This window comes from Reyranella soli (assembly GCF_007992495.1).
Lineage (GTDB): Bacteria > Pseudomonadota > Alphaproteobacteria > Reyranellales > Reyranellaceae > Reyranella > Reyranella soli.
In genome coordinates this window covers 1-13,647 of sequence record NZ_BKAJ01000225.1, presented here as the reverse complement: position 1 = coordinate 13,647, position 13,647 = coordinate 1, and the positions used below count along the sequence as shown (strand labels likewise).

At 65.6% G+C, this 13,647-nt stretch carries 14 protein-coding genes; 3 read left to right on the top strand and 11 right to left on the bottom strand.

What is annotated here, in order from left to right; translation table 11 throughout:
* Positions 1 to 18 precede the first annotated feature (18 nt).
* The 4 genes from RSO01_RS42995 to RSO01_RS42980 are packed head-to-tail and all read right to left on the bottom strand — an operon-like array spanning position 19 to position 4,248.
* The gene (locus tag RSO01_RS42995) at positions 19 to 1,110 is read right to left on the bottom strand and encodes an ABC transporter ATP-binding protein (protein ID WP_147156761.1); all 1,092 of its coding nucleotides are present in this window, start codon (positions 1,108 to 1,110) and stop codon (positions 19 to 21) included.
* A gap of 4 nt (positions 1,111 to 1,114) precedes the next feature.
* Positions 1,115 to 1,966, bottom strand: a complete 852-nt coding sequence (locus RSO01_RS42990; RefSeq protein ID WP_147156760.1) for a carbohydrate ABC transporter permease — start codon at positions 1,964 to 1,966, stop codon at positions 1,115 to 1,117.
* Complete coding sequence (locus tag RSO01_RS42985; protein ID WP_147156759.1) at positions 1,966 to 2,892, bottom strand: carbohydrate ABC transporter permease; 927 nt, start codon at positions 2,890 to 2,892, stop codon at positions 1,966 to 1,968. The genes RSO01_RS42990 and RSO01_RS42985 overlap by 1 nt, the downstream gene beginning before the upstream one ends.
* Positions 2,893 to 2,928: 36 nt before the next feature.
* Positions 2,929 to 4,248, bottom strand: coding sequence for an ABC transporter substrate-binding protein (locus RSO01_RS42980; RefSeq protein WP_147156758.1), 1,320 nt, complete (start codon positions 4,246 to 4,248; stop codon positions 2,929 to 2,931).
* Between the two features lie 175 nt (positions 4,249 to 4,423).
* On the opposite strand from RSO01_RS42980, the gene RSO01_RS42975 reads away from it, so the two are divergent.
* Entirely contained in the window at positions 4,424 to 5,269 is an 846-nt protein-coding gene (locus RSO01_RS42975) for a GNAT family N-acetyltransferase (RefSeq protein WP_147156757.1), read from the top strand.
* Here RSO01_RS42975 and RSO01_RS42970 read toward each other — a convergent pair.
* The 7 genes from RSO01_RS42970 to RSO01_RS42940 are packed head-to-tail and all read right to left on the bottom strand — an operon-like array spanning position 5,264 to position 12,681.
* Complete coding sequence (locus RSO01_RS42970; protein WP_147156756.1) at positions 5,264 to 6,478, bottom strand: adenylate/guanylate cyclase domain-containing protein; 1,215 nt, start codon at positions 6,476 to 6,478, stop codon at positions 5,264 to 5,266. The genes RSO01_RS42975 and RSO01_RS42970 overlap by 6 nt on opposite strands.
* A complete protein-coding gene (locus tag RSO01_RS42965) occupies positions 6,475 to 7,329 on the bottom strand; it encodes a serine hydrolase domain-containing protein (protein WP_218037639.1) in 855 nt (284 codons plus the stop codon). Before RSO01_RS42965 ends, RSO01_RS42970 begins: the two co-directional genes overlap by 4 nt.
* A complete protein-coding gene (locus RSO01_RS42960) occupies positions 7,326 to 8,309 on the bottom strand; it encodes an ABC transporter ATP-binding protein (protein WP_147156755.1) in 984 nt (327 codons plus the stop codon). The genes RSO01_RS42965 and RSO01_RS42960 overlap by 4 nt, the downstream gene beginning before the upstream one ends.
* On the bottom strand, positions 8,302 to 9,276 hold the full coding sequence (locus tag RSO01_RS42955) for an ABC transporter ATP-binding protein (protein WP_147156754.1): 975 nt from the start codon (positions 9,274 to 9,276) through the stop codon (positions 8,302 to 8,304). Before RSO01_RS42955 ends, RSO01_RS42960 begins: the two co-directional genes overlap by 8 nt.
* Positions 9,273 to 10,094, bottom strand: a complete 822-nt coding sequence (locus tag RSO01_RS42950; protein ID WP_147156753.1) for an ABC transporter permease — start codon at positions 10,092 to 10,094, stop codon at positions 9,273 to 9,275. Before RSO01_RS42950 ends, RSO01_RS42955 begins: the two co-directional genes overlap by 4 nt.
* Before the next feature lie 9 nt (positions 10,095 to 10,103).
* Positions 10,104 to 11,039 (bottom strand): ABC transporter permease, encoded by a 936-nt coding sequence (locus RSO01_RS42945; RefSeq protein WP_147156752.1) that lies wholly within the window; start codon positions 11,037 to 11,039, stop codon positions 10,104 to 10,106.
* A 52-nt stretch (positions 11,040 to 11,091) separates the two neighbouring features.
* Positions 11,092 to 12,681, bottom strand: coding sequence for an ABC transporter substrate-binding protein (locus tag RSO01_RS42940; protein ID WP_147156751.1), 1,590 nt, complete (start codon positions 12,679 to 12,681; stop codon positions 11,092 to 11,094).
* Positions 12,682 to 12,758: 77 nt separating this feature from the next.
* On the opposite strand from RSO01_RS42940, the gene RSO01_RS42935 reads away from it, so the two are divergent.
* Both RSO01_RS42935 and RSO01_RS42930 read left to right on the top strand, forming a co-directional pair.
* Positions 12,759 to 13,094: a DUF4286 family protein gene (locus RSO01_RS42935; RefSeq protein WP_170303797.1), complete on the top strand. Its 336-nt coding sequence runs from the start codon at positions 12,759 to 12,761 to the stop codon at positions 13,092 to 13,094.
* 90 nt (positions 13,095 to 13,184) lie between these two features.
* Entirely contained in the window at positions 13,185 to 13,622 is a 438-nt protein-coding gene (locus RSO01_RS42930) for a CBS domain-containing protein (RefSeq protein WP_147156749.1), read from the top strand.
* The last annotated feature ends 25 nt before the right edge of the window (positions 13,623 to 13,647 follow it).

Sequence of the window (13,647 nt, the reverse complement as noted above, 5' to 3'; positions counted from 1 at the left end):
GAGTGGCACGCCCCCAGCCTAGATCACCGCTTCCGTCTGCGCATCGAACAGGTGCAGGCGGTTGGGGTTGATCGCGAGCCTGAGCCGATCGTGCAGCTTGGTGCGCAGCGTGGGCTCGACCGAAGCGACGAAGGTGCTGTTGCCGGCGCGGGTGTCGAGCAGGATCTCCGAACCCAGCTGCTCGATCACCTCGACCTCGACGTCGAAGCAGAGCTCGGCAGGATCGGCGGGGCCTGCGACATGCAGGTCCTCGGGCCGGATGCCGACCGTGGCCTTGGCGCCGTTGCGGCCGTTGGCGCGGCGGGCGATCGGCTCGGGCAGGCCGATCTTGAGGCCGGGCGCCTCGGCCCACAGCTTGCCGTCGGCACCGCTCAGCGTCACCTCGGCGAAGTTCATCGCCGGCGAGCCGATGAAGCCCGCCACGAAGCGGTTGGCCGGGGTGTTGTAGAGCTCGAGCGGCTCGCCGACCTGCTGGACGACGCCGTCCTTCATCACCACGACGCGGTCGCCGAGCGTCATCGCCTCGACCTGGTCGTGAGTGACGTAAATCGACGTCACGGCCAGCCGCTCGTGCAGCTTCTTGAGCTCGACCCGCATCTGCACGCGCAGCTTGGCGTCGAGGTTGGAAAGCGGCTCGTCGAACAGGAACACCTTGGGGTCGCGCACGATGGCGCGACCGAGCGCCACGCGCTGGCGCTGGCCGCCCGAGAGCTGGCGCGGCTTGCGGTGCAGCAGCTCGCCGATGCCCAGGATCTCGGCGGCGCGCTTGATGCGCTTTTCGATCTCCGGCTTCTCGAACTTCCGCATCTTGAGCCCGAACGCCATGTTGCTGGCGACGCTCATGTGCGGGTAGAGCGCGTAGTTCTGGAACACCATGGCGATGTCGCGATCCATCGGCGGTACCTGGTTGACCACCGTGTTGCCGATCAGGATGTCGCCCGACGTGATGGCCTCGAGGCCCGCGATCATGCGCAGCGTCGTGGTCTTGCCGCAGCCCGAGGGACCGACGAAGACCACGAACTCCTTGTCGCGGATGTGCAGGTCGACGTCCTTCACCACGTGATTGGAATCGAACTTCTTGTTGAGCTTACGGACAATTACCTCGGCCATGACCCTATCCCTTGACCGAGCCGGTGAGGCCCGAAACATAGTGTTCGACGAAGAACGAATAGACGATCGCCACCGGGATCGACCCGAGCAGCGCGCCCGCCATCAGCGGCCCCCAGAAGAAGACGTCGCCGCGGATCAGCTCGGAGGTGACGCCGACCGGCACGGTCTTCTGGTCGGGCGACGACAGGAAGACCAGGGCGTAGATGAACTCGTTCCACGACAAGGTGAAGGCGATGATGCCGGACGACAGGATGCCGGGCACCGCCACCGGGATGACGATGTAGACCATGGCTTTCCAGCGCGAGGCGCCGTCGATGCGCGCACACTCCTCGAGCTCCTTCGGGATGGCCTTGAAGTAGCCCATCATCAACCAGGTACAGAACGGGATGAGGAACGTCGGGTAGGTCAGGATCAGCGACCACGGCGTGTCGCCGAGCTCGAAATTGCGGATGATCTGGGCGAGCGGGATGAACAGCAGCGTCTGCGGCACCAGGTAGGTGACGAAGATCACGGTGCCCAGGCTGCCGGCCCATGGGAAGTTGAGCCGGGCCAGCGCATAGCCCGCGAGCACGCCGCAGAACAGCGAGATGATGGTCGACACCAGAGCGATGAACATGGTGTTGAACATCCAGCGCGCGAACGACGTCTCCTCGAACAGGTACTTGATGTGCTCGAGCGTCGGATTGTTGGTCCAGAACGGCTGGTAGTTGACGGCGTTCCATGGCCGGTAGAGCTCGCCGTCCGGCCGGAAGGTCGTGATGATCATCCAGTAGAACGGAAACAGCAGGACGAAGACGAACAGGATCAACGGGATGTTGTAGAACACCCACTTCCGCCAAAGCGCACCCTCGATCATCAGCGAGTCTCCACGCGGCGGATGTACAGGAGCTGCACGACAACGATGATGAACAGGAACGGGAACATGGCGAGCGAGATCGCCGCGCCCTCCGACAGCAATCCTGTACCAATGCCGAGCTGGTAGGCGTAGGTCGCGAACAGATGCGTGGCGTTGGCCGGGCCGCCGCCGGTCATCACGTAGACGAGCTGGAAGTCGGCGAAGGTCTGGATCACCGAGAACAGCATCACCACCATGGTCACCGGCAGCAGCAGCGGCCAGGTGACGTACCAGAAGCGGTTCCACGGCCGCGCGCCGTCGATGGCGGCGGCCTCGTTCAGCTCGGGGCTGATCGTCTGCAGGCCGGCCAGCAGCGAGATGGCAAAGAACGGCACGCCGCGCCAGATGTTGACGACGATGATCGAGGTCATGGCGAGGTCGGGATCCCCCAGCCAGTTGATGCGCTGGGTGATGAGGCCCAAGTGGAACAGCGCCCAGTTGATGACGCTGAAGGTCGGGTCGAACATCCACTTCCAGGCGAAGGTCGACAGCACCGTAGGGATGATGAACGGCAGCAGGATGAACGCGCGGACCAGCGCCTTGCCCTTGAAATGGCGGTTGAGCAGCATCGCCAGCCACAGGCCGAGGGCCAGCTTGAACACCGTGGTGACGCCCGTGTACCAGAAGGTGTTCCAGACCGTGGTCCGGAAGATGCTGTCGTTCCAGATCTTGACGAAGTTCTTGAGGCCGACGAACTCGCCGGGGACGCCGACGCGCTGGCTGGTCAGCGACAGCAGCACGCCTTCGAAAAATGGATAGGCGATGAACAGGCCGAGCAGGATCGCCGTCGGCATGAGCAGCGCCAGGGCGAGCCAACGCTCGTCCTCCAGGCGCCGCAGTCGCGGGATTGGGCGGGCTTCCGCGCCCGCGACTGCGGTCACTGCCATTTACATGCTCCTTGCATCACGTAACGCCGGAGAGGATCAGGCTACGTAGATCTTCTTCAGCTCAGATTCGGCCCACTTCACCGATTCCTCGGCCGGCATGCCCTGCACGGCCTTGGCATACATGTCGGTGATGATGTACTTCGACAGGCCTTCCTGCGCCTTGGCGTCCGGCGGTCCGGCGAAGCCGGGCGCCTGGCCGAGCTTGGCGGCGACCTTGTAGGGCGTCATGACGGGATCGACGTCCCACAGCTTGTCTTCCTCCCACTTGGCCGTGCACGGCGTGGCGAAGCCCTTCTGCGATTCGAAGAACTTGCGGTAGTTGGCCTCCTGGTGGAGCCAGGTCAGGAACTGCTTGGCCGCATCCTGGTTCTTCGAATATTTCATGACCATGTTGGACTGCAGCAGGTGGAAGCCGAACTGCCCCGCCGGTCCCTTGGGCAGCGGCGCGTGCAGGATGTCCTTGTTGAGCGGCTCGCCCTTCTCGGTCTTGTACTGGTCGGGCTTGCGCAGCGATTCGATGTAGATCGAAGCGCCGTTCAGGGTCGCCGCGATGGTCTGCGACAGGAAGGCACGATTGTTGTTGGTGTCGTCCCAGGCCAACCCGCCCTCGTCCATGCCGTCCTTCCACAGGCCGGTCATGAACTTGACCGATTCGACCGTCTCCTTGGAGTTGATGACGACGGTCTTGCCGTCGGCCTCGACCTCCTTGCCGCCCCACGACCACATGTAGGGATAGGTGAAGCCCGGCGCGTCGCCGAAGGTGTGGCCGAGCGTCTGGCCGAACGGGCGGCCCTTGGCCTTCAGCTTCTTGGCGACGTCGCGATAGCTCTCCCAGGTGTCGGGGAACTTGGTCGCGCCGACCTCGTCGAGCCACGACTTGCGATAGGCGATCATGCCGCCGATCACGGCCCACGGCATGCCCATGTACACGCCCTTGCCGTTGGAGCAGATGGCCTGGGCGTACTTGTAGATGCCGCCCTCGCGCTTGCCGACTTCCTCGGCCAGCGGACCCATGTCGACGACGCTGTTGGCGTAGAGATGGGTGTAGCTGTTGAACGACATGATGATGTCGGCACCGGAGCCCGACTGGATGCCGGCGGTGATGCGCGGCTGCAGGTCGTTGCCGTTGACGGTCTCGAGGTTGATCTTCATGCCGAGCTCTTTCTCGGCTTGCGGCACCAGTTCGCGGCGGAACATCTGATCGGTGGCGGGAACGAAATCGACCCACTTCAGCCAATGGACGGTCTTCTGCTGGGCATAGGCCGGCGTACGGCCGGTCGCCAGGATACCGGCCATGCCGCCCATTGCGGCGCCACCGGCGAGCTTCAATACGCTACGACGCTTCGTCTTTGCCATAGGGTGTCCCTCCCAGGACCTGCCGCCTCATTGGGAACGGCTTGCTTATGGGCGTCATCGTAGGCGGTGCCGCCAAGCGGGCGCAAGTCGATTCGCCCCGCGGAAAGCCCCTTTCAAGCGCAGCGCATCAAGCTTTGGGACTTTTTCATCCTTACAGATTGAGCGTCGCCGTCCGGTGAAATTGATCCGTTCGCAAGCTTACGGCGTAAGCACCAGCGTGACGACGCCCTCGACCGACGACCTCGAACAGATCGAGATAGACGCCTGGCGCGACTACTGCGCCGCGGCACCTCCCGATTTTGCTGCGGCCGTCGGACTGGAGACCGCCGAACTCGACGGGCCGTTGCTGGCGATGTGCAAGCGCATCGACCACTACCAGTTCAATCGCCTGATGGGTGGCGGCCTGGCCGGCGACGAAGGCGGATCGCTGGCGATCGCCGTCGAGCGTTTCCGTGGCGCCGGCCTGAAGAACGGCTACCTGCAGATCGCCCCAGGCGGGCGGGCACGGGCTCTGGAAGCCAAAGCGCGGGCCCTCGGGCTGAAGCCTCTCGAGCGCGTGTGGGTGAAGTTTTCGCGCGGCGCTGCGCCGGCGCCCCAGCCGTCAACCAGCCTCGAGATCGCGGCAGTCAAGCCGGCCGAGGCCATGGACTTCGCCCGCGCGGTGACGGCGGGCTTCGGCATGCCGCAGACACTGGCGCCATGGCTGGCGGCGATTGTCGGCCGGACGGGCTGGCATGCCTATGTCGCACGTGACGCCGGCAAGGCGGTAGGCGGTGCGGCCATGTACGTGCACCAAGGTCGCGCCTGGCTCGGCATCGGCGCTGTGCAGGAGACGGCGCGGCGCCGGGGCGGGCAGGGCGCGTTGCTGGCTCGCCGCATTGCCGACGGGCTCGCCCAAGGCGCGCGCTGGTTCGCCACCGAGACCGGCAAGTCCTTAGCAAGCGAGCCACATCCCAGCTTCTCCAACATCCAGCGCGCAGACTTTGCCATTGCCTACGAACGCGCCAACTGGACGCTATAGAGTCTCGGGATCGAGGGTGAACAACTCCTTGGCCTGGCCGACGCCGCGCAGGGCAAAGCGTCCGACCGACACCAGGTCGGCGCGATCGGCCATCGGCAGCGCATCGGCGAAGGTCGAGGAGATCAGGATCGGCCGGTCGACCGAGCGGCACATCGAGGCGATGCGGCTGGTCTCGTTGACCGCCGGCCCGACAACGGTGAAGTCGAGCCGGTCGACGCTGCCGATATTGCCGTAAAAGACTTCACCGACATGCAGGCCGACATACACCGAGGTGATCGGCCGTTCCTCGGCCCGCCGCCTCTCGTTCAGTTCCTTGACGCGGTGGCGGGCGATCTCCTGCGCCTTGAGCGCGCGGTGGCAGGCGTCGGCCAAGTCGTCGCCGCGGAACAGCGCCAGCGTGCCGTCGCCGATCAGCTTCAGCACGTCGCCGCCTGCTTCGTGTACGGCAGTGATCACGGCCTCGGCATAGTCGTTCAACAGCGGAATGATCTCGGTCGGCTTGGCGGTGTCGGTGATGGTGGTGAAGCTGCGCAGGTCGGAGAACCACAGCGCCGCCTCGATGCGGTCGGCCACGCCGCGCTGGATGCGTCCTTTCAGGACGCGCTGGCCGGCATCGCGCCCGAGATAGACCTCGACCAGGGTGTCGGCGACCCTGGCCAGTGCCGCGCTCTTGATCGCCAGGCCGAGGGTCGGCGCCAGGCGGCGCAGGGCAGCAATATCGGCGTCGCTGAAACCTTCGGCGCTGCGTGTCGCCCAGGTCGAGTAGACGCAGTCCATCTCGCCGATCGTGGCTCCTTCGGCGAAGCGACGGACGAAGAGGATGTTGTCGGTGTACCCTTGATCCTTCATCTCCTGGATACTGGTGAAGTCGATCGGATCGCCGAAGGCGATGCGCCGCCGCAGCTCCTCGCCGCCGGTCTGCAGGAGGTGAAAGAAGGGGCTGCGCTGCCAGGAGGCGGCAAGCTCGCCCTCGGTCGTGCGGCCGTACTGGGTTGCGGCGTCCTCCTCGGCGTTGTCGTTGCGCCAGCGGAAGACGGTGCCTTCATGCACCGGATGCAGGGTGTCGATGATCACCATGGCGCGCGCGAGCGGAAGCCCCGCGTCATTGCACTTCTCGCAGAACTTGATCAGCAGGTCGGTCTCCGCCGAGCCTTCCAGGCCGCGGCGGACGATCCAGTCGGCAAGGCGATCGACATCGGCAGGCTTCACGAACGAGTCCTCAGCAGGGTCACGCAGGCATCTTCCACGGCCGCGTCATCGCCGCCGGCCTTGTAGGCGGCGGCTGTGCCGGTCGGTTGGTCGAGGCGATGATACACCGCGACGGCGCTGCCGGGACCGCCGCCCGTATGGCCGGCGATCAGCGCGCCGCCCGTCGTTTCACCGATCATGAGGCCCAGTCCGTAACAGGGTGTTTTCCAGGGACGGCCCGCGATCGGCCCGCCTACCGAATATCGGTCGCACATCGCCGATCGCAAGGGTAGCGGCAAAAGCTCGCCGAGCATCAGGCGCTGCAGAAGCAATGCTGCCTGTTGCAAGGGCCCGACCAGCAATCCGTGATAGACCCAGCGCGGATCGTAGTCGGGCGAATAGTGTGCGCGGTCGGCGGCGAAGCGGACACCGGAAATGCCGAGCGGCTCCAGCACCAGATGATCGAGGGCGTCGCCGAGAGTGCGGCCGGTCGTCCGTTCGATCAGTCGCCGGACGAAGTAGTAGCCAATGTTGGAATAGCCCCAGCCCTTGCCCGGCTCATGGATCAGCCGGTCGGCGGCGGTTCGCGCCAGCATTTCGTCGGCCGGCCAGGCGTCCTCGTTTCGTCCCACGGCCTCGTGATAGGTGGGCAAGCGACCGTATTCGGTCAGACCGGCGCGATGCTGCAGGAGCTGGCGCAGAGTGTAGGGTCTGTTGGGCAATGCCTCATCAAGGGCGAGACGGGCGTCGCGTACGAGCGACAGCGCGGCCGCGGCGATCACCGTCTTGGTGAAGCTCCACCACGGTACGTCGACTGTGTCGCCGTTGTTTTCGACGACGGCGCCCTCACGAACGAGGACATGCGGAATCACGCGGCCGAGTTTCGGAAATGGCAGGCCGCGCGGTGACCTTCGGCGACGGCCTCCAGGGCCGGCATCTCGCTGATGCAACGATTGGCCTTCATCGGGCAGCGCGGATTGAAATGGCAGCCGGGCGGCGGGTTGAGCGCGCTCGCGATCTCGCCGTGCGCCTTGGCGCGCGCCACCTTGGCGTCGGCGCGGTGGAAGGGGTCGGGGATCGCGGCAATGAGCGCGCGCGTGTAGGGGTGGCGCGGATCCTCGAAGATCTCCTGCCAGCCGCCCTGCTCGACGATGCGGCCGAGATACATCACGGCGACGCGATCGCTGACATGCTCGACCACGCCGAGATCGTGGCTGATCAGGATGTAGGCCAGGCCCATCTCGTCCTTGAGCTCGAGCAGCAGGTTGATGATCTGGGCGCGGATCGACACGTCGAGCGCCGACACCGGCTCGTCGCAGATCACCAGCTTGGGCTGCAGGATCAGCGCGCGGGCGATGCCGATCCTCTGGCGCTGGCCGCCGGAGAATTCGTGCGGGTAACGGTCGGCGCGGTCGGCCCGCAGCCCGACCTTGGCCATCATGTCCATGACCCGGTGCTCGACCTCGGTCTTGTTTGTGATGCCGTGAATGCGCAGGGGATCGGCCAAGGTACGGCGCACGGTCTGGCGCGGATTGAGCGAGGCGTAGGGGTCCTGGAACACCATCTGGACGGTGCGCGCCGTCTCCATGCGATCGCGCGCCGAGAGCTCGTGGCCGTTCAGGCGGATGTTGCCGCGGGTCGGCGGCTGCAGGCCCATGATCGAAAGGGCGAGGGTCGACTTGCCGCAGCCCGATTCGCCCACCAAGCCGAGGCACTCGCCGGGCTTGACCTCGAGGCTCACGCCATCGACGGCCTTGAGCGTCTTGACGCCACCTTTCAGCGCGCTGCCGACATGGAAGTGGACGGCGAGATCGTCCAGCTCGAGCAACTTGCTTGGAATCTTGTCACTCATGGTGATGGCACCGCACGAGGCCGTCGCCCAGCGCCGTGACGTCCGGCGCTGCCGAGCGGCAGATGTCGGTCACCGACGGGCAGCGCGGATTGAAGCGGCAGCCTGATGGATAAGCAGCGATCGAGGGCACGACGCCCGAGATCTCGCGCAGGCGCTGGCGGCCGCGCTTGGACCGCTCGCCGAGCCGCGGCAGGGAATCGACCAGGCCCTTGGTGTAGGGATGGCGCGGCGTGGCGAAGATCGCCTCGGCGCCCTGGCTCTCGACGATGCGGCCGGCATACATCACGGCGACGCGCCGGCACATGTTGGCGACCAGGCCGAGATCGTGGCTGATCATCAGGATGGCCGTGCCCTTGGCGGCGCAGAGCTCGGCCATCAGGTCGATGATCTCGGCCTGCACGGTGACGTCGAGCGCCGTGGTCGGCTCGTCGGCGATCAGGAGGTCGGGCCGACAGGCCAGCGCGATGGCGATCATGACGCGCTGTCGCATGCCGCCGGAAAGCTGGTGCGGAAAGTCTCTTATGCGCCGCTCGGGCGAGGGCACGCGCACCTGGCGCAGCGCGTCTTCGGCGCGGTCCATCGCCTCGCTCCACGACGCGCTCTGGTGCAGCACGAACATCTCGGCGATCTGGCGGCCGACCGGCGACAGCGGATTGAGCGCCGTCATCGGCTCCTGGAAGATCATGCCGATCTTGCTGCCGCGCAGCTCGCGCAGGCGGGCGGCGGACGCGTTCTGGATCTCCTCGCCGTCGAGCACGATGCGGCCCTTGCCGATTCCCAGCGGCCGGCGCAGCAGGCCCATGACGGCAAGCGCCGTGATGCTCTTGCCGCAGCCCGATTCGCCCACCAGCCCGAACGCATCGCCACGGCCGATCTCGAAGGAGACGTTCTCGACGGCATTGTAGGAGGCGCCATCGCCCTCGAGCGTGATGTGCAGGTCATCGACCTTCAGCAGCGGTGCGGTCATGCGCGCCTCGTCTGCGACTGCGGATCGAGGATGTCGCGCAGCCCGTCGCCCAAGAGGTTCAAGCCGAGCACGGTGAAGAAGATGGCGAGGCCGGGGAACACCGACAGCCAGGGCGCCGCGCGAATCTGGTCGCGCGCTTCCGACAGCATGCTGCCCCAGCTCGGGAAGGGCGGTCGGATGCCGAGGCCCAGGAACGACAGCGCAGCCTCGGCTAGGATGGCGCCACCCATGCCGAGCGTGGCGATCACGATCAGCGGCCCTAGAATGTTGGGCAGGACCTGGGTGAACATGATGCGGAAGTCGCCGTAGCCCAGGATGCGTGCGGCCTGGACATAGCCCTGGCTCTTGAGCGACAGGACCTGGGCGCGGGCGATGCGGCAGGAGTAGGACCAGCTGGTGAGGCCAAGCGCGATCACCAGGCTCACCAGGCCGGGGCCCAGGATCGCCATGATGGCGAGTGCAAAGACCAGCGAAGGGATGGCCAGCATCAGGTTGGTGAGGCCGCTCACGACATCGTCCCACCAGCCGCCCCAGAAGCCGGCGGTGAGACCGAGCGTGACGCCGATCAGGCTGTTGCAGATCTGGCTGACCACGCCGACGGTGAGCGAGATGCGCGCGCCGTAGCAGATGCGCGAGTAGATGTCGCGGCCCTGCGCGTCGGTGCCGAACGGGAACTCCCACGACGGCGGCAGCTCGGCGTTCATCAGGTTGGCGTCCATCACCGGATCGGTGAGGGCGATCCACGGCGCGAACACGGCGACGCCGATGGCGATCGCCACCAGGCTGCCGCCGACCCAGGTACTGGTACCCCATTTCATCCGCATGGCTCAGCCGTAACGGATGCGCGGGTCGATCACGACATAGGCGAGATCGACCAGCGTATTGATGAGCAGGAAGAACAGCACGATCATCAGGATGCAGCCTTGGACAGCCGGCATGTCGCGCTGGAAGACGGAGTCGACCATCAGCGAACCCACGCCCGGCCAGGCGAACAGCTTCTCGACCACGACGGCCTGGCCCATCAGCGAGCCGAATTGCAGGCCGACGATGGTGACGACCAGCACCAGCGCATTGCGCAAGACGTGCCATTTCACGACCAGGCGCTCGCTCATGCCCTTGCTGCGGGCGGTGCGCACGAAATCGGCGTTCAGCACGTCGAGCACCGCGGCCCTGGTGGTGCGCGCCAGCAGCGCCATCGGGCCGACGCCCAGCGCGATCGCCGGCAGGATCAGGTTGCGCAGGCCGCCGTCGCCATAGCCGAAGCTCGGCAGCCAGTTCAACGTCAACGCGAAGAGGTACATCAGCATCAGGCCGAACCAGAACTGCGACAGGCTCAGCCCCGAGATGGCGGTGACCATGGACACCGTGTCTATGAGGCTCCCCGGTTTCAGTGCCGCCAGGAATCCCAGGGTGACGCCGACCAGGATGGCGAAGGCCATGGCGGCGAAGACCAGCTTCAGCGACGGCCAGACGCGCACGGCGATCAGCTTGGTCACCGGCTCGCGGGTACGGAACGAGGTGCCGAGATCGCCGGTGGCGAGCTTGCCGACATACTTGGCGAAGCGCTCATAGAGCGGGTCGTCGAGACCCATCTCCTTGCGCATGCGCTCCATGACGGCGGGATCGATGACCGAGCGGCCGTCCTCGTTCATGCCCGAGATGAAGCTGCCGGGCAGGACGCTGAACAGCAGGAACACCAGCGCGATGACGGCCAGCAGAGTCGGGATGACGTTGCCGAGGCGACGAACGAGAACGAGGAGCATGCTTCAAGCGACGACGCGCCACTGGCGTGGCGCGCCGCCGTCTACGCCTTGGTTACCTGGCGGGCGACTTGGCGTCGACCCAGATGTCCTCGGGGTACTGGTGCGTGATCTCGGTCGGGTTGGCCTGCAGGCCGTGGATCCACGGCTGATAGGCCAGCACCGCCTTGTTGTAGTTGAAGAACCAGATCGGCGCTTCGTCGTAGATCAGGTTGTTGGCCTGGCGCAGCAGATCGTTGCGCTTGGCGGGGTCGATGCTGGAGGCGGCGTCCTCGAACAGCTTGTCGAAGGCCGGGTTGCTGTAGCCCGTGTAGTTGCAGGCGGTGCGCGGCGTCTTGGAGTAGTAGCAGCGCATGGTCGTGAGCGAATCGGGCCCGGTCAGGTTCGAGCCGATATAGGCCTGGTGCTCGCCCTTCATGGCGATGTCGGTCAGCACCGTGACCTCGACCAGCTTGGGCTTCACCTTGATGCCGACCTTGGCCAGCATCGGGATGATCGCCTCGACGATCGGCAGGCCCCAGCTCTCGTTCTGGCTGGTCGTCAGCTCGAACTCGAAGCCGTTGGGATAGCCCGCCTCGGCCAGCAGCTTCTTGGCCTTGTCGGGGTCGAAGGCATAGGGCTTCGCGCTCTTGTCGAAGGCCGTCGCGGAGATCGGCAGCCAGCTCACCGCGCGGTAGGCCTTGTCCTTGACCAGCCGCTTGATGATCAGGTCAGTGTCGATGGCGTGGTTGATCGCCTGGCGCACGCGCTTGTCGGCGAACGGCTTGTAGCTGTGGTTGAAGGTCACGGCGCGTGTGAACATCTCGGCCACTTCCAGGATGCCGTTCTTGAGCTGCGGATCCTCGCGGTAGGCGACATATTGCGCCGGACCCAGGATCGAGGTGTCGATCTCCTTGTTGCGGAAGGCGACGTCGCGCGCGGCGGCCTCGGCCATGATCAGCACTTCGAGCTTGTCGGCGTAGGGCTTGCCCGGCTTGTAGAACTTGTCGAAGCGCTCAGCGACGACGCGCGAGCCCGGGAGGTGCTCCTTGAACTTGAAGGGGCCGAGGCCTACCGGATTGTTGGCGTAGTTGCCCTTCTCAACCTCCTCTTTGGGCAGGATGGCCGTGGAGCCGACGAAGAAGGAGTAGCCGGGATCGACGCGGTCGGTGAGGGTCATTTCGAGCGTGAAGTCGTCGATCTTCTTCAGGCCCGAGATCTCCTTGGCCTGGCCCTTCTCGACGTCGACCGCGCCCTTGATGATGCGCACGTAACGGGCGGCCGGGTAGCCCTTGCTGCCGTCCATGATGCGCGTGTAGGACCAGATGATATCGTCGGCCGTCATCTTGCGGCCGTTATGGAAGTAGGCGTCGTCCCGCAGCTTGTAGGTGTAGGTGAGCCCGTCCTCCGACGGCGTCACCGATTTGGCAAGCTCCAGCACCAGCTTGCCTTCCTTGGAATCCCAGTTGTAGAGGGTGCGCTGCAGCGCCTTGTTGACGATGTCGTCCTGGGCGCGCGGCGTGGTATGCGGATCGAGGCTGCCGAAGCTTGCAGCGTAGGGCGCCGTCATACGGATCGTACCGCCCTTGCGCGGCGTCTCCTGTGCCGCCGCGACGCCCCCAAAGGCGATCATGGCAACGGCGGTCAGGCTCAGAAGTTTTCGCATCTTCCATCCCTCTTGAATTCTGTCGTTGGCGCGCATTCCATCCCTACTAGGTGCCACGTGCAAGAGGAATGCCGAAAATGACAGCCTTGGCGAATTGCCTGCTCATCGTGACGGCCGAGGTCGACGCCGCTGTCGAGGCCGACTGGAATCGCTGGTACGACGAGGTCCATGTGCCCGACGTGCTTGCCTGTCCCGGCGTGCGGGGCGGGCGCCGCTACATTTCCTCAGGCAAGGCCGTCGAGTGGGAACGTGGGCAAAGACGTGAGCCTACGGCAAAGGTCTATACCGCGGTCTACGAGCTCGATTCGCCCGCTGTCGTGGAGACCAAGCAGTTCCTCGCCATGCGCGGCTGGCACCACTTCGCGCCCCATGTCCGATCGCTGACGCGGGTCGTGATGGCGATGGCTGGGTGAACAGGAGCGCGGGCCTCTGGCCCGCATCATGAGCGGGCCGGCGGCCCGCGCTCCCGTGCAACCTGGATGCCATCCGCACATTATCCCTGCATGCAAGTGTGCGAAGTCATGACCCGCCAGGTCGAGACGGTGGCGCCGGATGCCTCGCTGCAGCAGGCGGCGATGGCCATGGAGGCAATGGGCGTTGGCTCGCTGCCGGTCTGCCAGGGCCGTCGCCTGATCGGCACATTGACCGATCGCGACATCGTCGTGCGCGGCGTGGCCACGGGGCGCTCGCCGGTCGAGATGGAGGTGCGCGAGTGCATGACCGAGGACATCTCCTGGGCCTTCGAGGAAGAGGACGCCGAGGAGGTGCTGGCGCGCATGAAGGCCCTGCAGGTGCGACGGCTGGCCGTGCTCGACAAGGAGAAGAATCTGGTCGGGATCGTGTCCCTGGGCGACATCGCCACCGAGCCGCGCGCCGCCGATCTCAAGGAAGTCGGCGAGGCGATCGCGGAGATTTCCGAGCCGTCACGGCCGCATAAATAATCTTGCCGGACCGCGGGCCTCCAGG